Here is a 21,926-nt window from a genome sequence, read left to right as displayed (position 1 = left end):
ATTAACGTACCTTCAGCGTTGCCAGGCCAATCAGCACCAGCATCAGCGAAATAATCCAGAAGCGCACAATGACGCGCGGCTCCGGCCAGCCTTTCAGTTCATAGTGGTGGTGAATCGGTGCCATACGGAAGATGCGCTGACCGCGCAGCTTGAAGGAACCGACCTGCAAAATCACCGACAGGGTCTCAACCACAAACACACCGCCCATAATCACCAGCAGGAACTCCTGACGCAGCAGCACGGCGATAATGCCCAGCGCGCCGCCCAGCGCCAGTGAACCGACGTCGCCCATAAAGACCTGCGCCGGATAGGTGTTGAACCACAGGAAGCCCAGCCCCGCGCCGACAATCGCCGTACAGACGATCACCAGCTCACCAGCGTGTCGCAGGTACGGGATGTGCAGGTAGTTTGCAAAGTTCATGTTACCGGTCGCCCACGCCACCAGCGCGAAACCGCCCGCGACAAACACGGTTGGCATGATGGCCAGGCCGTCCAGACCATCGGTCAGGTTGACGGCGTTGCCGGTGCCGACGATCACAAAGTAAGCCAGCAGAATGTAGAACAGCCCCAGCTGCGGCATCACGTCTTTGAAGAACGGCACCACCAGCTCGGTGGCCGGGGTGTCTTTTCCTGCCAGGTAAAGCGCGAAGGCCACACCCAGCGCAATTACCGACATCCAGAAATACTTCCAGCGCGCGATCAAACCTTTGGTGTCTTTGCGCACGACTTTGCGGTAGTCATCAACAAAACCGATGATCCCGTAGCCAACCAGAACGGTCAGCACGCACCAGACGTAGGGGTTAGACGGATAAGCCCACAGCAGAACGGACACCACAATCGCGGTCAGGATCATGATCCCGCCCATGGTCGGCGTACCGCGCTTGCTGAAATGCGATTCCGGACCATCGTTGCGTACAACCTGGCCGAAAGAGAGTTTTTGCAAACGGGCAATCATGCGCGGGCCCATCCACAACGAGATGAACAGCGCAGTCAGCAGGCTGACGATGGCGCGAAACGTCAGATAGGAAAAGACGTTAAAGCCTGAATAATATTTGACCAAATGTTCGGCCAGCCAAACTAACATGTCCCGTTCTCCTGTAATGCGTGCACAACCTCTTCCATGGCGGCACTACGTGAACCTTTAACTAAAACAGTCACAATCTGTTTTTCTGTAATCAATGCCTTCAGGCGTTCGATCAGTGCAGATTTATCGGCAAAATGTTCGCCAACTTCACTGGCATCGGAAATGGCCTTGCTCAGCGTGCCTGCGCTCAGTACGCGGTCAAGCCCGGCAGCTTTCGCCGCTTCGCCAACCTGTACGTGGCAGGCTTCGCTTTCATCACCCAGCTCGGCCATATCGCCAACAACCATCACGCGATAGCCCGGCATCTCAGACAAGACCTGCACGGCCGCCGTCATGGAGCCGACGTTAGCGTTGTAGGAGTCATCCAGCAGGAGTTTGTTTTCAGCCAGCTGGATTGGGAACAGACGCCCCGGCACGGCTTTTAAATTCGCCAGACCAGTTTTTATCGCAGCGTGTGAGGCCCCTACCGCCATTGAGAGCGCTGCCGCAGCAAGCGCATTGGCGATGTTATGACGACCCGGCAACGGCAGCAGCACGTCGATGTCGCCCGTTGGGGTCATGAGGGTGAACTCGGTGCCGTGTGACGTCACATGAATGTTGGTCGCCGAAAAATCACTGTTTGCCGCATTCGGGGAGAAGCGCCAGGTTTTGCGTGAACCAATGATGCTCTGCCAGTTCAGCCAGTCATTGTTATCGGCATTCATAATGGCGATGCCGTCATCCGGCAGGCCGGTATAAATTTCACCTTTCGCTTTCGCCACACCGGCCAGCGAACCAAAACCTTCAAGATGTGCCGCCGCCAGGTTATTCACCAGCGCCGCTTCCGGACGCGTCAGGCTCACGGTCCAGGCGATTTCGCCCTGATGGTTAGCCCCTAACTCAATCACCGCATATTCATGCTCGTGGGTCAGGCGCAGCAGCGTCATCGGTACACCGATGTCATTATTAAGGTTGCCCGCCGTATAAAGCGTGTTTCCGCACTGGCTAAGGATCGCCGCCGTCATCTCTTTAACGGAGGTTTTGCCCGACGAGCCCGTCAGCGCCACGACGCGTGTTGGCACCTGCTGGCGAACCCATGCCGCCAGCTCACCAAAGGCCAGGCGCGTATCTTTCACCACAATCTGCGGCAAATCGATATCGAGCTTACGGTTGACCAGCAGCGCACCCGCGCCGTTATCTTTAGCCTGTTGCGCAAAATCGTGGGCGTCAAAACGTTCACCCTTCAGCGCCACAAACAGGCAGCCCGCCGTCACCTTACGGGTGTCGGTGGTCACAGCCTCGATGGTCAGATCCTGACCATGCAGCATCCCCTGCAATACCGCAGCGGCCTGGCTTAACGTAATGCTAATCATGCCACCACTCCCAGCAGACGCGCTGCCGTCACGCGGTCTGAGTAATCCAGACGACGATTGCCGACGATCTGATAATCTTCATGACCTTTACCGGCCAGCAGAACCACATCGTTCTCCTGCGCCTGCATAATGGCGTTAGTCACGGCCTCCGCACGGCCTTCGACCACGCGCGCACGACCCGCATCCAGCATGCCCGCCAGAATGTCGTTGATAATGGCCCTCGGCTCTTCGGTACGCGGGTTGTCATCGGTCACCACGGGAATATCCGCGAACTGCTCAGCGATGGCGCCCATCAGCGGACGTTTGCCCTTGTCGCGATCGCCACCGCAGCCAAACACGCACCAGAGCTTGCCAGCGCAGTGCAGACGCGCCGCTTCCAGCGCTTTTTCCAGCGCATCCGGCGTATGGGCGTAATCCACGACCACCGTCGGCTTGCCCGGCGCACTGAACACTTCCATGCGGCCACAGACCGGTTGCAAACGCTCAGACGTTTTCAGCAGATCTACCATCGGGTAACCCAGCGCCAGCAGCGTCGCCAGCGCCAGCAGCAGGTTACTGACGTTGAAAGCCCCCATCAGGCGGCTTTCAATTTCACCTTCGCCCCAGGTGGAAGCAAAGCGGATCGTCGCCCCGCTATCGTGGTAGTTCACTTCGACTGCCTTCAGCCAGCGGCCACGACAGTTCGGATTAATGCGATCTTCCATCGACACCGCCACCGCATCTGGCAGTTTTTCCAGCCAGCGGCGACCGACTTCGTCGTCGGCGTTAATGATCGCCTGCCCGTGGTGGTGAGTGGAATAAAGCAGCCATTTCGCCGCTTCGTAGTGCTCCATATCACCATGATAATCAAGGTGATCGCGGCTCAGGTTTGTAAAGACAGAGGCGGCAAATTTCAGTGCCGCCACGCGATGTTGTACCAGACCATGGGAGGAGACCTCCATCGCCGCGAAGGTCGCCCCCTGCTCTGCAAGGCCTGCCAGCACACGCTGCACGTCAACCGCCGAGCCTGTAGTGTTTTCCGTCGGGCTTACTTTGCCCAGAATACCGTTCCCCACCGTGCCCATGACGGCACCGGTTTCACCCAGCAGCTGAGCCCATTGCGCCATCAGCTGAGTGGTGGTGGTTTTTCCGTTGGTTCCTGTCACGCCAACAAGCTTTAACTGGTCGGAAGGTTCGTCGTAAAAACGTCCTGCCAGCGCGGAGAGACGCTCATTCAGCTGGCTGAGATAGATGACCGGCACGCCGTGCATTTCACGGATCTCACCGTCTGTTGCCTCATCTTTGGCCTCAGCAATAATGGCAGCAACACCTTGCGCAATCGCCTGCGGGATATAACGACGCCCGTCCGCCTGATGACCTACCACTGCCACAAAAAGATCGCCAGAAGCCGCTACGCGGCTGTCCAGTACCATCTCTCGCAGTGCTCGCGCAGGTAGCATAGGCACCCACGGAGCAAGAAGGTCGCGCAAATTACGATCTGCCACCTGTTCCCTCGCCTTGATTAATTACAAATTCACTTTTTTCGCCCGTCGCCAGCGCATCCGGTTCAATGTTCATGGTGCGCAACACGCCGCCCATAATAGCCCCGAACACAGGCGCGGAGACGGCGCCGCCGTAGTATTTACCCGCCTGCGGATCGTTGATGACGACCACCAGCGCAAAACGCGGATTGCTTGCAGGCGCTACGCCTGCGGTATAGGCAATGTATTTGTTGATATAGCGGCCGTCCGGCCCCACTTTTTTCGCTGTACCGGTTTTGATGGCGATACGATAGCCCTTAATCGCAGCCTTCACGCCACCACCACCGGGCAGCGCGACGCTTTCCATCATATGTACGACGGTACGAACGATAGATTCCGGGAAAACACGTTCCCCCGGAACCGGTGGATCAACTTTGGTAATCGACAGCGGGCGATAAATGCCATAGCTGCCAATCGTTGCGTAGACTCGCGCTAACTGTAAGGGAGTTACCATTAGCCCGTAGCCGAAAGAGAAGGTGGCCCTCTCTATGTCAGACCACCGTTGTTTTTGAGGATATAAGCCACTGCGTTCTCCGACCAACCCCAAATTGGTCGCCTTTCCCAGCCCAAAACGTGAGTAAGTATCTACTAACGCTGAGGACGGCATCGCTAACGCCAGTTTTGACACACCGACGTTACTCGACTTCTGTAAGACCCCGGTCAGGGTCAGTTCGCTGTAACGTGCCACGTCTTTTATTTCGTGGCCGTTAATTCGATAAGGGATCGTATTCAGAACGGTATTTTCGTTGACGATGCCCCGCTGTAGAGCCGTCATCACCACCATAGGTTTTACGGTTGAACCGGGTTCAAACACATCGGTGATGGAGCGGTTACGCATCGCATCTTTTGCTGTACCGGCAAAATTATTCGGGTTGTATGAGGGACTACTGGCCATCGCCAGCACTTCACCTGTCGCCACATCCACCAGCACGGCACTGCCCGATTCCGCCTTGTTAAACGCGACGGCGTTGTTCAGCTCACGATAGACCAGCGCCTGCAAGCGCTCATCAATACTCAGGGCCAGGTTGTGCGCGGCCTGGCTGTCTGTCGAGGAAATATCTTCAATGACGCGACCATAGCGGTCTTTACGCACGATTCGCTCGCCAGGCTGGCCGGTAAGCCACTTGTCGAAGCTTTTTTCAACGCCTTCAATCCCCTGGCTATCCACGTTGGTGAAGCCAATCAGGTGCGCGGTGACTTCGCCGGAAGGATAATAACGGCGGGATTCTTCCCGCAGATGAATGCCGGGCAGCTTAAGTTTTTTAATGTAATCAGCCATGTCAGGGTTCACCTGACGGGCAAGATAGATGAAGCGCCCTTTCGGGTTGGCGTTAACGCGTGACGCCAGCTGATCCAGCGGCATTTTCAACGCGTCTGAGAGCGCCTTCCAGCGGTTATCAAGGGTGATCCCGCCTGCGTCATGCAGCTCTTTAGGATCGGCCCAGATCGCCTTCACCGGTACGCTCACCGCCAGCGGGCGGCCGGAGCGGTCGGTGATCATCCCACGAGAGGTAGAAACTTCCTGCACGCGCAGAGAACGCATATCCCCCTGACGCACCAGCATGTCAGGCGCGATGATTTGTAGCCACGCCACGCGCCCCAGCAGGAAACCCAGCGCCAGTAAAATGCAGCCGCAAAGCAACGCAAAACGCCAACTGATAAAGTTGGCCTGTTCTTCCTGGCGTTTTGGTTTTAGCGTTTTTGCCGCTGCTTTCATGCGTCGCGTTTTCCCTTATTTTTGTACTACGATATTTTCCTGCGAAGGATCAACATGCTGTAATTGCAGTTTTTCCGTTGCGATCCGTTCAACCCGGCTGTGATCGCCGAGCGCGTTTTCTTCAAGGATCAGATTTCGCCATTCAATATCCAGCGCATCGCGTTCCAGTACCATCTGTTCGCGCTGCGCAGTTAACAAACGGGTATGGTGAGCGGTGGTTACCACCATGACTGCCGTCACAATGATGCAAATGAACAAGCAGAGTGGCAGCTTCCCAAACCGCAAAAGATCGTCGCCGATCACGCCAGGCAAGGCATGGCGCTCGTTGCTTCCTAACGATCCCTTAACTTTGCTTAGGGTCTCTGTCACTCTGCTGATCATGCGTTCGTCCTCTCTGCAATACGCAGCACTGAACTACGGGCACGTGGATTCTCTGCCACCTCTTCTTCGCCCGGCATCAACTTGCCTAATGCTCGCAAATGACGGCCTCCCAGCTTTCTGAGTTGTTCTTCCGTCATCGGCAGCCCAGCTGGAACCTGCGGACCGCGGCTCTGTTCACGCATAAAGCGCTTAACGATGCGATCTTCCAGCGAATGGAAGCTGATGATGGATAACCGCCCACCCGGGGCCAGCACGTCGAGCGAGCTTTTTAGCGCCAGCTCTATTTCCTCCAGTTCACTGTTTACCCAGATACGAACCGCCTGGAAGGTACGGGTCGCAGGATGTTTGTGCTTGTCCTTCACTGGCGTTGCCGCCGCGATGACTTCTGCCAGCTCTTTGGTACGGGTCATTGGCTCAACGCGGTTGCGCTCCACGATGGCGCGCGCAATACGTTTGCCAAAGCGTTCTTCGCCGAAGGTTTTGATCACCCAGGCAATATCCGCTTCGTCAGCAGTTTGTAACCACTCGGCGGCAGACTGGCCGCGGGTGGGGTCCATACGCATATCCAGCGGACCGTCGCGCATAAAGGAGAAGCCGCGTTCTGCATCATCAAGCTGTGGTGAAGAGACGCCAAGATCGAGGAGGATCCCGTCGATTTTGCCGGTCAGGCCGCGCTCGGCGACATAATCCGCAAGCGCAGAGAAAGGTCCATGCACGATGGAAAAGCGAGGGTCATCGATGGTTTGCGCAACGGCAATCGCCTGCGGATCGCGGTCAATTGCCAGCAGGCGCCCTTCCGCTCCAAGCTGAGAGAGGATCAAACGCGAGTGGCCACCGCGACCAAAAGTGCCATCAATATAGATGCCATCTGGACGAATATTCAGGCCGTTAACGGCCTCATCCAGCAGCACCGTTGTATGTTTATAATTTTCCATCATATTTATAGAGACAAGTCCTGCAGCCGTTCCGATAATGTTGCGGAATCAGACTGCTCAGCGTCGATATCTTCCTTGACCTGTTGATACCAGGTCGTTTCGTCCCACAGTTCAAACTTGTTGAACTGCCCGACCAGCATCACTTCTTTAGTCAGACCGGCATGTTGCCGCAACACAGGCGCAATCAATAATCGCCCGGCGCTATCCATCTGACATTCACTGGCATGTCCCAATAACAACCGCTGTACGCGGCGTTCCTGCGGGTTCATGCTCGACAGTCGCGACAGCTTTTGCTCAATGATTTCCCATTCAGGCAAAGGATAAAGCAGCAGGCAGGGGGAGTTGATGTCAATGGTGCAAACCAGTTGACCCGAAGCGTTCTCAATCAGCTGGTCACGGTATCGGGTTGGTACCGATAAACGCCCTTTGCTGTCGAGATTGACTAACGTTGCTCCACGGAACATGCCAGCCTCATCCCTCCTCACCACTTTAACCCACAAATTCCCACCTGAAGGAGTTTACGGAGCGAGGGAAAAGCTTGTCAAGCCAGGACTCTCTCTGTACGGACCCGAAAGCATCCTATTTACAGAGCAAGAGTGACCTGGCTAATAACTAAACAACTGGCGAGGCAAAATTAACGTTATGAATATTTGTAAGAAAAAAACCGAATATGCACACGAGCGTTAAGACTCACTCAATATCATCGCAGGGAAATATAAAGTGTCAGTTTGCGACGCGGGCAGCATTTTAAGGCATATCGCCGGGGGATAACAGCACCAGTTTAATCCCGAGGCAATATGGATTCGTTCGTGTGCATTGAGGCCTGGAGGGAGAGTGAAAAATGGCTGAATATTCATCGGCTGGCGCCTGTTTGTAACAAAACAATACAAAGAAATGTCAGTCAAAAATTTATAATTGTGCTTTTTAACACCAAAATGGATTCAGAAAAATAGCAGGCTATGAATCTTAGAGATAAATCCTAATTTTTATCCGGGAATTATTTATCGCAATAAATTCGCCGCAAAAGGGGCAGTTATACCGCCCCTGTGGAAATATTAATGGCGGCTCAAAATTCCGCGCCGATAGAGATTACGTTTGATACGCGTAAGCCCGGGTTTCGGCTTGCGGGGTTCATCCAGGCTTGCCAGAACAATCTCCAGCACGCGCTCGGCGACGTCGCGGTGACGCTGAGCCACGGCCAGCACTGGACATTGCAGGAAGTCGAGCAGTTCGTTATCACCGAAGGTAGCAATCGCCAGATCGGATGGCAGCTTGCCATCGCGACGTAACGTCACGTCCATCACTCCCTGCAACAGAGCAAACGAGGTGGTAAACAACGCCTGCGGCATCGGGTGCGTTTCCAGCCATTTCTCGAACAGCTGGGCAGCCGCTTCGCGCTCATAACTGTTGGCATAGAGATAATGAACGTCACGCGGATCGTCTTTCCATGCCGTACGGAACCCTTGTTCACGCAGGAAGCTTACCGAAAGTTCAGGCAAAGCGCCAAGATACAGCACCGTTTCAGCCGGGAAGGTACGCAGCTCGGCAGCCAGCATTTCTGCATCGTCCTGATCGGCACCCACGACGCTGGTGAAATGTTCACGATCGAGCGCACGATCCAGCGCCACTATCGGGAATGGATCGTTCGCCCAGCGCTGATAGAACGGATGCTCGGGTGGTAAAGAGGTCGACACGATGATGGCATCAACCTGACGTTGCAGCAGATGCTCAATGCAGCGCATCTCGTTGTCGGGCTGATCCTCGGAGCAGGCAATCAACAGCTGATAGCCCCGCTGACGAGCCTGACGTTCCAGATAGTTGGCGATGCGGGTATAGCTGGTGTTTTCCAGGTCCGGGATCACCAGGCCAATAGAGCGGGTGCGCCCGGCACGTAAACCTGCGGCGACAGCATTCGGATGGTAATTATGCTCACGAACGACTGCCATCACTTTCTCAACGGTCTTATCGCTGACACGATACTGCTTTGCTTTACCGTTAATCACATAGCTGGCCGTGGTTCTCGACACGCCGGCGAGCCGGGCGATTTCATCCAGTTTCACAATTGCCCCTCAAAAAAAGAAAAGAGTCCATGGCCCTGTCAAGGTTATGGTTAAATATTTTAACATCTAAACGCAGAATAGCCTTCACGGCAACCGCTTTTGTCTGCGTTGTCGGCGGATTACGCAAAAAAAAGCCCGGCTTTGGCTACCGGGCTGAAAGAGGCGAACCTATTGCGCTACTCACGCATGATTTTATCGCCGCGCGAGAGGCCAACAACGCCAGAGCGCGCAACTTCAACAATTTTTGCCACATCCCTGACAGAGGCCAGGAAAGCGTCCAGCTTATCGCTCGTTCCGGCAAGCTGGACAGTATATATAGAAGGCGTGACGTCAATAATCTGCCCACGGAAAATATCCGTGTTGCGCTTGACCTCTTCACGGCCGTAACCGCTGGCCTGAATTTTCACCAGCATCACTTCACGTTCGACGTAAGCCCCCTGCCCCAGCTCGCTGACGCGCAACACGTCCACCAGCTTGTGCAATTGCTTTTCGATCTGCTCAAGCACTTTCGCATCGCCGACAGTCTGGATCGTCATGCGCGAGAGCGTAGGGTCATCGGTCGGTGCCACGGTCAGGCTTTCAATGTTATAGCCGCGCTGGGCAAAGAGCCCAATAACCCGCGACAGTGCGCCCGACTCATTTTCCAGTAATACAGATAATATCCGGCGCATATCAGGTTCTCTCCGTTTTGCTTAACCACATTTCATCCATACCACCGCCACGAATATGCATCGGATAAACGTGCTCTGTGCCATCGACGATAACGTCCATGAAGACGAGGCGATTGTTTTTTACGTGCTCAAGCGCTTCGCCGAGCTTCGCTTCCAGCTCTGACGGATCGGTTACCCGCATGCCAATATGACCATAGGCTTCAGCCAGACGGACAAAGTCCGGAAGTGATTTCATATAGGACTGAGAGTGACGGCCCGAATAAATCATATCCTGCCACTGTTTTACCATGCCGAGGTAACCGTTATTCAGGTTCAGCACTAGCACTGGCAGTTCATATTGCAGCGCAGTAGAAAGTTCCTGAATATTCATCTGTATACTGCCGTCACCCGTTACGCAGATAACCGTTTCGTTTGGCAACGCCAGCTTTACCCCCAGCGCGGCGGGCAAACCAAAGCCCATCGTGCCGAGCCCGCCTGAGTTGATCCAGCGACGCGGTTTATCAAACGGGTAATACAGCGCAGCAAACATCTGATGCTGGCCCACGTCAGAAGTGACATACGCATCGCCATTGGTCAGACGCCAGATCGTCTCGATCACCGCCTGCGGTTTGATGTTCTCACTTTGCGTGTCGTATTTAAGGCACTGACGGCCACGCCATTGCTCGATTTGTTGCCACCAGTCGCGGATCTCGTCCAGCGGTTGAGAGGCGGTCTCCTGCGCCAGCAGATCCAACATTTGATCCAGCACCTGTCGTGCGTCTCCCACGATCGGCACATCCGCCGGCACCGTTTTAGAGATAGAAGTAGGATCGATATCAATGTGCAGCACCGTCGCATTCGGGCAGTATTTCGCCAGGTTGTTCGTGGTGCGATCGTCAAAACGCACGCCGACGGCGAAAATCACGTCAGAATTGTGCATCGTCATATTGGCTTCGTAGGTGCCGTGCATACCCAGCATGCCCAGCGCCTGCCGATGCGTGGCAGGGAATGCCCCCAGCCCCATCAGTGATGACGCGACAGGAAGATTGAGCCTCTCGATCAGTTCGCGTAGTTGCGTTTCGCAGGCTGCATTGACGGCGCCGCCCCCCACATAGACCACCGGTTTTTTCGCAGACAGCAGCGTTTGAAGCGCACGTTTAATCTGTCCTTTGTGCCCTTGCGTGGTCGGATTATACGAACGCATGCTCACCGACTCAGGCCAAAGGTAAGGCAGTTTATTCGCCGGATTGAGAATATCTTTTGGCAGATCGACAACCACTGGCCCAGGACGACCGCTGGCGGCCAGCCAGAAGGCTTTTTTCAGTACGCCCGGGATATCTTCAGTTTGTTTAACCAGAAAGCTGTGCTTCACCACGGGGCGTGAGATCCCCACCATGTCGCACTCCTGAAACGCATCATAGCCAATCAGCGACGTCGCCACCTGTCCGGAAAGAATGACCAGTGGAATAGAGTCCATATACGCAGTCGCTATGCCGGTAATGGCATTGGTCGCCCCCGGCCCGGAAGTGACCAGCACAACACCCACTTCGCCCGTGGCGCGGGCCAGGCCGTCAGCCATATGCACAGCAGCCTGTTCATGACGAACCAGAACATGATCAATACCGCCTACCGTGTGCAGCGCGTCATAAATATCGAGAACCGCGCCTCCGGGATAGCCGAACACTTGTTTCACGCCCTGATCGATAAGCGATCGGACGACCATTTCCGCGCCAGACAACATCTCCATGCTTTGCCTCCAGGCTTTTGTTATAGACGGTCTACAGAATTCATTTCCGCGCCGTCTTCTGACAGGGTAAACCCATCTTATAATGTGCAGAGTGATGGATACCTTAACCGCTCGTTATGAGGCAGGCAATTAGCAAACGGGATGCGGGAATGAGCAATAAAAGCAGAAAAAACAGCTGACAGACATGAATATGGTGAATTCGTCTGGTATGAGTGGAGACAATAATAATTCATCTCTTAAAAAGAGGATGGATCAGGAAATCATCTATTTTTGAGCATGCATAAGTAACTGAAAAAATGAACACAGAACATAATATCGCCAGTTTTAAAAACCGCAGAATAAACCGCATGACGCCATGCGGTTTATTCACCAGAACCTAGCGACGGCAAATATTGATCAGCAGCTCTTCCATCCACTGATGCCCTTTATCCCGACCCGCAGCCTCATGCCAGGAAAGATAACAGGTACGGCTATTAAGCTTGAGCGGCAGAGGTAAAATTTGCAGATTCAGTGAATCGGAGAACTCTTCAGCAAGCCAGCGCGGCGCAATAGCGACTAACTGCGTCTGAGAAACGACATTTAATACGCTGACCATGGCCATTCCCTGATAAGCCACGCAGGCTTGTTTATCGGCGGTGTCATACCACGGCTGACTGAATGAGGCATATCTGTCAAGAGCAACAACGGCGTGTTGCTCACTGTAAACATCGCTTTCACGCAGCGGCGAATTCATACGGGGATGTTTTTTACTGGCGACTAACACCATTTCGTCTTTGAACAACGGAACACAGGCAAACTCTGGACGGCGGAACTCTTCGTATCCCAGAACAAACTCTGTTTCCTGATAACGAAGCTGGTGTTCAGTGTTTTGATTTAATGATGATTTAAAAACGAGATGAATATTTGGGGCGATCTGTTCAACTTTATTATATATAACAGACGTCAAATAATTATCTAACGGACTGCAAACACAGAGATGGAAAACCCGCTCACTGCTTAAGGGTTCAAAGCCCGAACCGGGAAGTTCATTTTGAACCAGCTGTAGCGCCTGACGAATCGAACCGAATAGCTGGAATGCACGCGCTGTAGGCTGAATTCCCCTCCCATAACGAACGAATAACTCGTCGTTAAACATCACCTTAAGTCTGGCTACGGCATTACTCACGGCAGGCTGAGACATTCCCAGAGATTGCGCTGCTCGCGTAATATTCTGCTCCTGCATCACTGCATCGAATACAGTTAACAAGTTAAGATCCACTGTGCGTAACTGAGGCTTAACCCCATCATAAGTCTGTGGTTGGTTAATATTATTTTCTGGCATTTCTGACTCCACCGTCACGCTAAATTCCCTTTGCCCAGGTACAGTAATAACTTCGAAAAATATGATTTACCATGCATATACAACAAGCGAAAGGAAATTATTTAAAATTCGGAATATATAAAGAGCCCCATTCACCGAGCGGCTTTACGCACCCCATAAATGAAGAGTTAAAAATCGTTCAAAAGATATCTCAAACTTTATTGTGAGCATGAAACCATAAACCAGACAAATACACAATCAACGCTCTCATTAATAATGACTTAAGCGTTAATAAACTATTAATAGTATACAACGCATATTCATTAACAAATTGATATCAATTTTGATAACTTACTTACCCGTAAATCATTCATGAAGTTTATAAATCAATGATATGAAACACATTCCATTTCATAGCATGTTGGTGAAAATAGTATGTTCAATTGCTACCAATTATATTCAAATTATTCCAGAGATGAATCCCCAGTCCAATAATAGACAATAAAATCGTTTAGCCACGCACAAACCAGCACAATTAGCTAATGTATTCTCCCTGCGTTGGGTCCCCGTTTTGTCGGGGAGGGGTTGACATGAGTCGGCGTATCCAGTACCACTAAAAGCATATCGCATTCACCTGGAGCAGGATTCATGATTCGCACCCTTCGTTTCACCGGTCTACTACTACTAAACGCATCCACTGTGCGCGGTAGACTGGCGGGCGAAATTCAGCGTTGAATCGTCTTCAGTAAAACTAAAAACCCGCGCCACTGCGCGGGTTTTTTTATGCTCGTAGCAAGGCGCCCTAAGACTGACAAGGACCTAACCCATGAGCCAGCAAGTCGTTATTTTCGATACTACTTTACGTGACGGTGAACAGGCATTACAGGCGAGCCTGAGTGTTAAAGAAAAACTGCAAATTGCGCTGGCCCTGGAACGCATGGGTGTAGACGTAATGGAGGTCGGTTTTCCTGTCTCCTCGCCGGGTGATTTTGAGTCAGTGCAGACTATCGCCCGCACCATCAAAAACAGCCGCGTGTGCGCTCTGGCTCGCTGCGTTGAGAAAGATATCGATGTGGCCGCGGAATCCCTGAAAGTTGCAGAAGCTTTCCGTATCCATACTTTTATAGCCACCTCCCCCATGCACATTGCAACCAAGTTGCGCAGCACGCTGGATGAAGTGATCGAACGTGCGGTGTATATGGTTAAACGGGCGCGTAACTACACTGACGACGTGGAATTTTCCTGTGAAGATGCAGGCCGCACGCCGATTGACGATTTGGCCCGTGTAGTGGAAGCCGGTATTAATGCCGGAGCCAGAACCATCAACATCCCGGATACCGTCGGCTACACCATGCCGTTTGAGTTTGCCAACATCATTACTGGTCTGTATGACCGCGTACCAAATATTGATAAAGCCATTATCTCTGTACACACCCACGATGACCTGGGTCTGGCCGTTGGCAATGCTATCGCGGCGGTGCACGCCGGCGCGCGTCAGGTAGAAGGCGCGATGAACGGCATCGGCGAACGCGCAGGCAACTGTTCGCTGGAAGAAGTGATCATGGCGATCAAAGTGCGCAAAGACATCATGGACGTGCACACACGCATCAATCACAACGAAATCTGGCGCACCAGCCAGACCGTCAGCCAGATTTGCAACATGCCGATCCCGGCCAACAAAGCGATTGTCGGTACGGGCGCGTTCGCTCACTCTTCCGGTATCCACCAGGATGGGGTGCTGAAGAACCGTGAAAACTACGAAATCATGACTCCGGAATCCATCGGTCTGAACCAGGTTCAATTGAACCTGACCTCACGCTCTGGTCGCGCGGCAGTGAAGCACCGTATGGAAGAGATGGGCTACAAGGACAGCGATTACAACATGGATCAGCTGTACGACGCCTTCCTGAAGCTGGCGGACAAGAAGGGCCAGGTGTTCGATTACGATCTGGAAGCGCTGGCATTCATCAACAAACAGCAGGAAGAGCCAGAGCACTTCCGTCTGGACTACTTCAACGTCCAGTCCGGCTCAAGCGACATCGCCACCGCCTCCGTGAAGCTGGCCTGCGGGGATGAAATTAAAGCGGAAGCCGCCAACGGCAACGGCCCTGTGGATGCCATTTACCAGGCGATTAACCGCGTCACTGAGTACGACGTAGAGCTGGTGAAATACGACCTGACGGCTAAAGGGCACGGTAAAGACGCCCTGGGTCAGGTGGATATCGTCGTCAATTATAACGGTCGCCGCTTCCACGGTGTGGGTCTGGCGACAGATATCGTCGAATCCTCCGCGAAAGCGATGGTGCATGTCCTGAACAACATCTGGCGCGCCGCCGAAGTCGAAAAAGAGTTGCAACGCAAAGCTCAGAATAAAGAGAACAACAAGGAAACCGTGTGATGTCGAAGAATTACCATATTGTTGTGTTGCCGGGTGACGGTATTGGCCCGGAAGTGATGGCACAGGCGCTGAAAGTACTGGAAGCCGTTCGTTCGCGTTTTGCGATGAAAATTACCACCAGCCACTACGATGTGGGCGGTATTGCGATTGATAACCACGGTACGCCATTGCCGAAAGCCACTGTGGAAGGCTGTGAAAATGCCGATGCCGTGCTGTTTGGCTCCGTGGGCGGCCCTAAGTGGGAACATTTGCCGCCAGCAGAGCAGCCGGAGCGCGGTGCGCTGCTGCCGCTGCGTAAACATTTCAAACTGTTCAGCAACCTGCGTCCGGCGAAGCTGTACCCGGGGCTGGAAGAGTTCTGCCCGCTGCGCGCGGATATCGCGGCCAACGGTTTCGACATTCTCTGCGTGCGTGAGCTGACCGGCGGCATCTACTTCGGTCAGCCAAAAGGTCGCGAAGGCAGCGGTCAGCATGAGAAAGCGTTTGATACCGAGGTCTATCACCGTTTTGAAATTGAACGTATCGCCCATATCGCGTTTGAGTCAGCGCGCAAACGCCGCCGTAAAGTGACCTCTATTGATAAAGCGAACGTGCTCCAGTCTTCCATTTTGTGGCGCGAAATCGTCAGTGAAGTCGCTAAGCAGTACCCGGACGTTGCGCTGTCGCATATGTATATCGACAACGCAACGATGCAGCTGATCAAAGATCCGTCTCAGTTTGACGTGCTGCTGTGCTCCAACCTGTTCGGCGATATTCTCTCGGATGAATGCGCCATGATCACTGGCTCCATGGGCATGCTGCCCTCGGCCAGCCTGAACGAAGAAGGCTTTGGCCTGTACGAACCGGCGGGGGGCTCCGCGCCGGATATCGCAGGCAAAAACATCGCCAACCCGATTGCGCAGATCCTCTCCCTGGCTCTGCTGCTGCGCTACAGCCTGGATGCAGGCGATGCAGCAACCGCAATTGAAAACGCCATTAACCGGGCGTTAGAAGAAGGCGTCCGTACCGGTGATTTAGCACGCGGCACGGCGGCAGTCAGTACCGATGAAATGGGCGACATCATTGCCCGCTATGTCGCTGAAGGGGTGTAATCATGGCTAAGACGTTATATGAGAAGTTGTTTGATGCGCACGTTGTTTACGAGACGCCAGACGAAACCCCACTGTTGTACATCGACCGTCATCTGGTACACGAAGTGACGTCTCCTCAGGCATTTGACGGCCTGCGTGCGCACAAGCGCCCGGTGCGTCAGCCGGGTAAAACCTTTGCCACGATGGATCACAACGTTTCCACCCAGACCAAAGACATTAATGCATCTGGCGAGATGGCACGTATCCAGATGCAGGAGCTGATTAAGAACTGTAACGAGTTTGGCGTGGAGCTGTACGATCTGAACCACCCCTATCAGGGCATCGTCCACGTAATGGGGCCTGAACAGGGTATTACTCTGCCGGGCATGACCATTGTCTGCGGCGACTCCCACACCGCGACGCACGGCGCATTTGGCGCCCTGGCGTTCGGGATTGGCACCTCTGAAGTGGAACACGTTCTGGCGACGCAGACCCTGAAGCAGGGCCGCGCCAAAACCATGAAGATTGAAGTGAAGGGAAAAGCCGCGCCGGGTATCACCGCGAAAGATATCGTGCTGGCGATTATCGGCAAAACCGGCAGTGCAGGTGGTACCGGTCACGTCGTTGAGTTCTGCGGCGACGCTATCCAGGCGCTGAGCATGGAAGGTCGTATGACCCTGTGCAACATGGCCATTGAGATGGGTGCCAAAGCAGGCCTGGTGGCCCCAGACGACACCACCTTCAACTATGTGAAGGGGCGTCTTCATGCGCCGAAAGGACAGAATTTTGACGACGCGGTAGCGTACTGGAAAACCCTGAAAACGGACGAGGGGGCAATTTTTGATACCGTTGTGACGTTGCAGGCGGAAGAGATCGCCCCGCAAGTCACCTGGGGCACCAACCCGGGCCAGGTCATTTCCGTCAACGACAGCATTCCTGACCCGGCTTCCTTCGCCGATCCGGTCGAGCGCGCGAGTGCGGAAAAGGCGCTGGCTTACATGGGGTTGAAACCCGGCGTACCGCTGACCGACGTGAGCATTGATAAAGTGTTCATCGGCTCCTGCACTAACTCCCGTATCGAAGATTTACGCGCTGCGGCAGAAATTGCAAAAGGCCGCAAAGTGGCACCGGGCGTGCAGGCGCTGGTTGTGCCGGGCTCCGGTCCGGTGAAAGCCCAGGCGGAAGCGGAAGGTCTGGATAAGATCTTTATCGAAGCAGGCTTCGAGTGGCGCCTGCCCGGCTGCTCCATGTGTCTGGCGATGAACAACGACCGCCTGAATCCGGGCGAGCGCTGTGCCTCCACCAGCAACCGTAACTTTGAAGGCCGTCAGGGCCGCGGTGGGCGCACCCACCTGGTCAGCCCGGCAATGGCCGCCGCTGCGGCAGTCACCGGTCATTTCGCCGATATTCGCAGCCTGAAATAAGGAGACAATCATGGCAGAGAAATTTACCCAACATACGGGCCGTGTTGTCCCGCTGGACGCCGCTAACGTCGATACTGACGCGATCATTCCTAAACAGTTTTTGCAGAAAGTGACGCGCACGGGTTTTGGGGCGCATCTGTTCAACGACTGGCGCTTCCTCGACGATAAAGGCGAAGTGCCGAACCCGGAATTCGTCCTGAACTTTCAGGAATACAAAGGCGCCTCCATTTTGCTGGCGCGGGAAAACTTTGGCTGCGGATCGTCGCGTGAACACGCGCCATGGGCATTGACCGACTACGGTTTTAAAGTGGTTATCGCCCCAAGCTTCGCGGATATCTTCTACGGCAACAGCTTCAACAACCAGCTGCTGCCGGTGACGCTGAGTGACGAACAGGTCGATGAACTGTTTGCGCTGGTGCAGGCAAATCCGGGGATGTCGTTTGAAGTGGATCTGGAAGCAGAAGTGGTGAAAGCCGGTGACAAGACCTACAGCTTTAGCATTGATGCGTTCCGTCGCCACTGCATGCTGAACGGTCTGGATAGCATTGGCCTGACGCTGCAGCACGAAGAGGCTATCTCCACCTACGAGAAAAAACAACCTGCGTTTATGGGCTAAAGGCAATGGCCCGCAGGGCGCGGGCCATTGATAAGGGTGCGTTGAGGCGTAACCACTCTGGAGAGGCGGGGAAAAAACCCGCCAATACCGCTAACGTTTTGCTTCGTAAGCCAACACTGCCGCCAGCTCTGTTTTCTCCTGTCTGAAGTGCAGCTCACACAGCGAGTCACGCACCATCCAGGTGAAGATCAACAACGTCGTACAGATCAGAAACAAACCTAACAGCAGAGTACGTTTTGGCATTCCAGCCTCCTTATTGCTTTTCGGCAATGAAGAGACTAACCTCGCAATGTTGGTTGTGAAGTTGGTCTCCCCATCAGTTTTTTTGATGTGGGACTCTCCACTGTTTGCCTCTTGCGAAAGCCTGAGGCAAACAGCCTCAAGCACCCGTCACGCACTTTATGCGCCTTCTCTGCTCCTGTCAGAAAATCGTTTCATTTCGTGAAGCCGCCTTCCAGAATCAAACGTCTTTAACCCGGCACGTTAACACAAGCGTGATGACCGAAATCGCTGCGATCACCCAGTACACGGATGCATGTCCATAGCTTTGCGACAGCGCCCCCTGAATCACCCCTGCCAGAATCACGCCGGTAGAGATACTGTTAGTAAACAGCGTGGTCGCGGAGCCTGCTCGCCCCGGCATTAAATCCTGGAACCAGAGCATGCCGATCCCGGCAACGATTCCGATAAATACCGCGTTAAATAGCTGTAACGCCAGCAAAGCTTCACGCGAATGGAAAAGGATTAACCCCGCGTAGAACACCACCCCAGCCGCCACGGCGACGACCATCATCCGACGCTTTCCGAAACGTTTTACGTAGTAACCCGCCAGAATCATCGCCGGGATCTCCAGCCCGGCAGCGGTGCCCATCAGGATCCCCGCGAGCTTGTCGGGCAGTCCCAGATCGCTGCTGATCCACAGCGGCATATCGATAATGTACATGGTGTTGCAGGTCCACATCAGCGTGGAGGCGATAAACAACATGCGGACGTTTTTATCCTGCCAGCCGCTTACCTGGGTGATGGGCTTGTCCGTCACCTGCTCTACGCGCGCCACCGATGGCAGCACAAAGGCTATCAGCGCCAGGCTGATGGCAAAAATTCCCGCGGCGATGGTGAACATGACGGTGAAACCGTAGTTCAGCGCCAGCATGAACGCCAGCGGGGGGCCGATGACCCATGCGAGAGAGAGCTGCGCACGCATCACCGAGCTGAACATCACCACTTCCCGCGCCGAGTTGTCGGCGTACTCCCGGGCCAGGGCGAAGAGCTGCGGCATGGCGGTGTTCGCCAGAGAGGCCAACAGCACGCCACAGGTGATAAGCGTCAGGTAGTGACGATTAAAGGCAAACAGCAACGCGTTGCCCACGGCCATGGCGCAACAAAAGAGGATCAGCTTGCGGCGATCGCCCTGGCTGTCGGATCGTTTCGCCAGCCACAGGCTGACGAGGATCCCGGCAATGGCGTTGACGGTGTAGAACAGGCCTACCCAAAATGGCTGCGCCCCAACCTCACGACTGAGAAACAGGCTCAGCGTCGGCGCCTGTAGCGCACCGGCCACGCCCATCATGAAGGCCACCAGCATAAAAGCGGCGTACACGCCGTTCAGGCGTCGCCCCATCGTCATCAACCAGAGCATGCGCAAGTCCTTATGAAAGCGAATCGAAATTGGGTGAAATAGTAAACGAAAAAAGCCAGCAAAAACATTTTGCTGGCGGGTGATTAGCACCAATACTCAGTCACACATGATCGAGGCGAGTTAGCGAGAAGAGGTCGGTTTCGTAACGTCCCACTGCATCAGATCTTCCAGTATTCTCAGCCGCTGCTCTGCGCACTGGCGGGCCAGCCAGGACACTCCCTTTGTCGCTGAAAAATAGTGCTGATAAAACTGACGTGCGGTAGACCTCTTCATAATTTACCTCCTCGCTTCATCGATAAGGATTATTGGCTTAATATAGGGATTAATAAATTGCTGATTTTTTGTCAGGAGTTCCTCTTTTATGCCTTCTGGTCGTCTGCAACAACAATTTATCCGCCTCTGGCAGTGCTGCGAGGGGCAATCGCAGGAGACCACGCTGAACGAGCTGGCTGAGCTCCTCAACTGCTCCCGGCGTCATATGCGTACCCTCCTTAACACCATGCAGCAGCAGGGCTGGCTAAACTGGGAGGCCGAAGCCGGACGCGGTAAGCGCTCGCGCCTGACTTTCCTCTATACCGGCCTGGCGTTGCAGCAACAGCGGGCGGAGGATCTGCTGGAGCAAGACCGCATCGATCAGCTGGTCCAGCTGGTGGGCGACAAAGCCGCCGTGCGCCAGATGCTGGTCTCGCATCTGGGACGCAGCTTTCGTCAGGGACGCCACATTCTGCGAGTGCTTTACTATCGCCCAATGAAAAATCTGTTGCCCGGTACGGCGTTACGTCGCTCTGAAACCCACATGGCCCGGCAGATTTTTAGCGGCCTGACGCGGATAAATGAGGAAAACGGGGAACTGGAAGCGGATATTGCCCATCACTGGCAACAGGTGTCTCCGTTGCACTGGCGCTTCTTTTTACGTCCCGGCATTCATTTCCACCATGGACGCGAGCTGGAGATGCGCGACGTTATCGACTCCTTAGAACGCGCCCGCACGCTGCCGCTCTACTCGCATATCGCGCGGATCCACTCCCCAACGGCATGGACGCTGGATATTGAGCTATCGCAGCCGGACAAATGGCTTCCGTGGCTTCTGGGCTACGTGCCCTCGATGATCCTGCCTGCCGAGTGGCGATCCCTGAACAATTTTTCCAGCCAGCCGATTGGTACGGGCCCCTACTCCGTTTCACGGAACAACAGTAATCAGCTGAAGATCCGCGCCTTTGATGATTACTTTGGCTATAGGGCGCTGATCGACGAAGTCAACGTCTGGGTACTGCCGGATCTCAACGAAGAGCTGAGCGCAGGCCTGACGCTGGAAGGGCCAACAGCCGGTGAAAAGGCGTTCGAAAGCCGCCTGGAGGAGGGCTGCTACTACCTGCTCTTCGATAGCCGCAGCCATCGCGGGGCGAATCACGACGTACGCAGGTGGATCAGCCATGTTCTGGCGCCCGCTAACCTGATTTATCACGCAGAGGAGCAATACCAGACCTGGTGGTTCCCGGCCTATGGCCTGCTTCCGCGCTGGCACCATGCGCAGCCAGTACGCAGTGAAAAACCTGCCGGACTGGAGACCATCACCCTCAGCTACTATCGCGATCACATTGAACACCGGTTTATCGCAAGGATCATGAGTAAGCTGCTGGCAGCCGAGGGCGTGACGCTGGCGATACAGGAAGTGGACTATGATGAATGGCACCGTGGAGATGTTATCAGCGATATCTGGCTCAACAGTGCGAACTTCACGCTGCCGCTTGATTTTTCGCTCTTCTCTCACCTGTATGAAGTGCCCCTGATTCAGCACTGTATCAATCGGGACTGGCAGCGAGACGCCGCACGGTGGCGGGCAGGAGAAATGGATCTGGCCGCCTGGTGTCAGGAGCTGCTGGCCGGGCAGACGATCGTACCGCTGATTCACCACTGGCTGCTGATCCAGGGTCAGCGCAGCATGCGCGGCCTGCGAATGAATACCCTGGGCTGGTTTGATTTTAAATCCGCGTGGTTTGCGCCGCCGGAGCCATAACGCTTTCGTAATATTC

20 protein-coding genes are annotated in these 21,926 nt (G+C 54.3%); 6 read left to right on the top strand and 14 right to left on the bottom strand.

Annotated elements, in window-relative coordinates; genetic code table 11:
- Position 1 precedes the first annotated feature (1 nt).
- The 11 genes from mraY to leuO form a co-directional block, all read right to left on the bottom strand.
- Entirely contained in the window at positions 2 to 1,084 is a 1,083-nt protein-coding gene (gene mraY / locus L3069_RS03615) for a phospho-N-acetylmuramoyl-pentapeptide-transferase (RefSeq protein WP_003856353.1), read from the bottom strand.
- Positions 1,078 to 2,436 (bottom strand): UDP-N-acetylmuramoyl-tripeptide--D-alanyl-D-alanine ligase, encoded by a 1,359-nt coding sequence (gene murF, locus L3069_RS03610; RefSeq protein ID WP_038415337.1) that lies wholly within the window; start codon positions 2,434 to 2,436, stop codon positions 1,078 to 1,080. The genes mraY and murF overlap by 7 nt, the downstream gene beginning before the upstream one ends.
- Positions 2,433 to 3,920: a UDP-N-acetylmuramoyl-L-alanyl-D-glutamate--2,6-diaminopimelate ligase gene (gene murE, locus L3069_RS03605; protein ID WP_023305439.1), complete on the bottom strand. Its 1,488-nt coding sequence runs from the start codon at positions 3,918 to 3,920 to the stop codon at positions 2,433 to 2,435. Before murE ends, murF begins: the two co-directional genes overlap by 4 nt.
- Positions 3,907 to 5,673, bottom strand: coding sequence for a peptidoglycan glycosyltransferase FtsI (gene ftsI / locus L3069_RS03600; RefSeq protein WP_022647040.1), 1,767 nt, complete (start codon positions 5,671 to 5,673; stop codon positions 3,907 to 3,909). The genes murE and ftsI overlap by 14 nt, the downstream gene beginning before the upstream one ends.
- A gap of 15 nt (positions 5,674 to 5,688) precedes the next feature.
- Positions 5,689 to 6,054 (bottom strand): cell division protein FtsL, encoded by a 366-nt coding sequence (gene ftsL, locus L3069_RS03595; RefSeq protein WP_003856363.1) that lies wholly within the window; start codon positions 6,052 to 6,054, stop codon positions 5,689 to 5,691.
- Positions 6,051 to 6,992, bottom strand: a complete 942-nt coding sequence (gene rsmH / locus L3069_RS03590) for a 16S rRNA (cytosine(1402)-N(4))-methyltransferase RsmH (RefSeq protein ID WP_038415333.1) — start codon at positions 6,990 to 6,992, stop codon at positions 6,051 to 6,053. The genes ftsL and rsmH overlap by 4 nt, the downstream gene beginning before the upstream one ends.
- A 2-nt stretch (positions 6,993 to 6,994) precedes the next feature.
- Entirely contained in the window at positions 6,995 to 7,453 is a 459-nt protein-coding gene (gene mraZ / locus L3069_RS03585) for a division/cell wall cluster transcriptional repressor MraZ (protein ID WP_014830641.1), read from the bottom strand.
- A 591-nt stretch (positions 7,454 to 8,044) separates the two neighbouring features.
- Positions 8,045 to 9,049: a catabolite repressor/activator gene (gene cra / locus L3069_RS03580; protein ID WP_003856369.1), complete on the bottom strand. Its 1,005-nt coding sequence runs from the start codon at positions 9,047 to 9,049 to the stop codon at positions 8,045 to 8,047.
- A gap of 176 nt (positions 9,050 to 9,225) precedes the next feature.
- Positions 9,226 to 9,720 carry an acetolactate synthase small subunit gene (ilvN, locus tag L3069_RS03575; RefSeq protein ID WP_001252742.1) on the bottom strand — a complete coding sequence of 165 codons (495 nt, stop codon included), beginning with the start codon at positions 9,718 to 9,720 and terminating at the stop codon, positions 9,226 to 9,228.
- Between the two features lies 1 nt (position 9,721).
- Positions 9,722 to 11,446: an acetolactate synthase 3 large subunit gene (gene ilvI, locus L3069_RS03570; protein ID WP_038415330.1), complete on the bottom strand. Its 1,725-nt coding sequence runs from the start codon at positions 11,444 to 11,446 to the stop codon at positions 9,722 to 9,724.
- A gap of 376 nt (positions 11,447 to 11,822) precedes the next feature.
- A complete protein-coding gene (leuO, locus tag L3069_RS03565; protein ID WP_038415328.1) occupies positions 11,823 to 12,767 on the bottom strand; it encodes a transcriptional regulator LeuO in 945 nt (314 codons plus the stop codon).
- A gap of 627 nt (positions 12,768 to 13,394) precedes the next feature.
- Between leuO and leuL the strand changes: the two genes are divergently transcribed.
- The 5 genes from leuL (at position 13,395) to leuD (ending at position 18,254) form a co-directional block, all read left to right on the top strand.
- The gene (leuL, locus tag L3069_RS27430; RefSeq protein ID WP_057979999.1) at positions 13,395 to 13,481 is read left to right on the top strand and encodes a leu operon leader peptide; all 87 of its coding nucleotides are present in this window, start codon (positions 13,395 to 13,397) and stop codon (positions 13,479 to 13,481) included.
- Positions 13,482 to 13,572: 91 nt separating this feature from the next.
- Positions 13,573 to 15,144 carry a 2-isopropylmalate synthase gene (leuA, locus tag L3069_RS03560; protein WP_100167727.1) on the top strand — a complete coding sequence of 524 codons (1,572 nt, stop codon included), beginning with the start codon at positions 13,573 to 13,575 and terminating at the stop codon, positions 15,142 to 15,144.
- A complete protein-coding gene (gene leuB / locus L3069_RS03555; protein WP_038415326.1) occupies positions 15,144 to 16,235 on the top strand; it encodes a 3-isopropylmalate dehydrogenase in 1,092 nt (363 codons plus the stop codon). Before leuA ends, leuB begins: the two co-directional genes overlap by 1 nt.
- Before the next feature lie 2 nt (positions 16,236 to 16,237).
- Positions 16,238 to 17,638 carry a 3-isopropylmalate dehydratase large subunit gene (leuC, locus tag L3069_RS03550; protein WP_038415324.1) on the top strand — a complete coding sequence of 467 codons (1,401 nt, stop codon included), beginning with the start codon at positions 16,238 to 16,240 and terminating at the stop codon, positions 17,636 to 17,638.
- Positions 17,639 to 17,648: 10 nt separating this feature from the next.
- Positions 17,649 to 18,254 (top strand): 3-isopropylmalate dehydratase small subunit, encoded by a 606-nt coding sequence (gene leuD / locus L3069_RS03545; protein WP_023299315.1) that lies wholly within the window; start codon positions 17,649 to 17,651, stop codon positions 18,252 to 18,254.
- 90 nt (positions 18,255 to 18,344) lie between these two features.
- Here leuD and L3069_RS03540 read toward each other — a convergent pair whose 3' ends face one another.
- From L3069_RS03540 to sgrT, 3 genes are all read right to left on the bottom strand, one after another.
- Positions 18,345 to 18,497: a Hok/Gef family protein gene (locus L3069_RS03540; protein ID WP_010427008.1), complete on the bottom strand. Its 153-nt coding sequence runs from the start codon at positions 18,495 to 18,497 to the stop codon at positions 18,345 to 18,347.
- 217 nt (positions 18,498 to 18,714) lie between these two features.
- Positions 18,715 to 19,893 carry a sugar efflux transporter gene (locus tag L3069_RS03535; protein WP_022647031.1) on the bottom strand — a complete coding sequence of 393 codons (1,179 nt, stop codon included), beginning with the start codon at positions 19,891 to 19,893 and terminating at the stop codon, positions 18,715 to 18,717.
- Between the two features lie 120 nt (positions 19,894 to 20,013).
- Positions 20,014 to 20,166, bottom strand: coding sequence for a glucose uptake inhibitor SgrT (sgrT, locus tag L3069_RS03530; RefSeq protein ID WP_003856388.1), 153 nt, complete (start codon positions 20,164 to 20,166; stop codon positions 20,014 to 20,016).
- A gap of 88 nt (positions 20,167 to 20,254) precedes the next feature.
- On the opposite strand from sgrT, the gene sgrR reads away from it, so the two are divergent.
- Positions 20,255 to 21,910 carry an HTH-type transcriptional regulator SgrR gene (gene sgrR / locus L3069_RS03525; RefSeq protein WP_022647030.1) on the top strand — a complete coding sequence of 552 codons (1,656 nt, stop codon included), beginning with the start codon at positions 20,255 to 20,257 and terminating at the stop codon, positions 21,908 to 21,910.
- The last annotated feature ends 16 nt before the right edge of the window (positions 21,911 to 21,926 follow it).

This window comes from Enterobacter cloacae complex sp. ECL411, assembly GCF_021869665.1.
Classification (GTDB): Bacteria; Pseudomonadota; Gammaproteobacteria; order Enterobacterales; family Enterobacteriaceae; genus Enterobacter; species Enterobacter intestinihominis.
This window is presented reverse-complemented; position numbering and strand designations above follow the sequence as displayed.

What these genes read in the sequence shown, in the direction of transcription:
- mraY (WP_003856353.1), bottom strand. Translation starts at nt 1,084, where the DNA reads ATGTTAGTTTGGCTGGCCGAACATTTGGTCAAATATTATTCAGGCTTT.
- murF (WP_038415337.1), bottom strand. Translation starts at nt 2,436, where the DNA reads ATGATTAGCATTACGTTAAGCCAGGCCGCTGCGGTATTGCAGGGGATG.
- ftsI (WP_022647040.1), bottom strand. Translation starts at nt 5,673, where the DNA reads ATGAAAGCAGCGGCAAAAACGCTAAAACCAAAACGCCAGGAAGAACAG.
- ftsL (WP_003856363.1), bottom strand. Translation starts at nt 6,054, where the DNA reads ATGATCAGCAGAGTGACAGAGACCCTAAGCAAAGTTAAGGGATCGTTA.
- rsmH (WP_038415333.1), bottom strand. Translation starts at nt 6,992, where the DNA reads ATGATGGAAAATTATAAACATACAACGGTGCTGCTGGATGAGGCCGTT.
- mraZ (WP_014830641.1), bottom strand. Translation starts at nt 7,453, where the DNA reads ATGTTCCGTGGAGCAACGTTAGTCAATCTCGACAGCAAAGGGCGTTTA.
- ilvN (WP_001252742.1), bottom strand. Translation starts at nt 9,720, where the DNA reads ATGCGCCGGATATTATCTGTATTACTGGAAAATGAGTCGGGCGCACTG.
- ilvI (WP_038415330.1), bottom strand. Translation starts at nt 11,446, where the DNA reads ATGGAGATGTTGTCTGGCGCGGAAATGGTCGTCCGATCGCTTATCGAT.
- leuO (WP_038415328.1), bottom strand. Translation starts at nt 12,767, where the DNA reads ATGCCAGAAAATAATATTAACCAACCACAGACTTATGATGGGGTTAAG.
- leuL (WP_057979999.1), top strand. Translation starts at nt 13,395, where the DNA reads ATGATTCGCACCCTTCGTTTCACCGGTCTACTACTACTAAACGCATCC.
- leuA (WP_100167727.1), top strand. Translation starts at nt 13,573, where the DNA reads ATGAGCCAGCAAGTCGTTATTTTCGATACTACTTTACGTGACGGTGAA.
- leuB (WP_038415326.1), top strand. Translation starts at nt 15,144, where the DNA reads ATGTCGAAGAATTACCATATTGTTGTGTTGCCGGGTGACGGTATTGGC.
- leuC (WP_038415324.1), top strand. Translation starts at nt 16,238, where the DNA reads ATGGCTAAGACGTTATATGAGAAGTTGTTTGATGCGCACGTTGTTTAC.
- leuD (WP_023299315.1), top strand. Translation starts at nt 17,649, where the DNA reads ATGGCAGAGAAATTTACCCAACATACGGGCCGTGTTGTCCCGCTGGAC.
- L3069_RS03540 (WP_010427008.1), bottom strand. Translation starts at nt 18,497, where the DNA reads ATGCCAAAACGTACTCTGCTGTTAGGTTTGTTTCTGATCTGTACGACG.
- L3069_RS03535 (WP_022647031.1), bottom strand. Translation starts at nt 19,893, where the DNA reads ATGCTCTGGTTGATGACGATGGGGCGACGCCTGAACGGCGTGTACGCC.
- sgrT (WP_003856388.1), bottom strand. Translation starts at nt 20,166, where the DNA reads ATGAAGAGGTCTACCGCACGTCAGTTTTATCAGCACTATTTTTCAGCG.
- sgrR (WP_022647030.1), top strand. Translation starts at nt 20,255, where the DNA reads ATGCCTTCTGGTCGTCTGCAACAACAATTTATCCGCCTCTGGCAGTGC.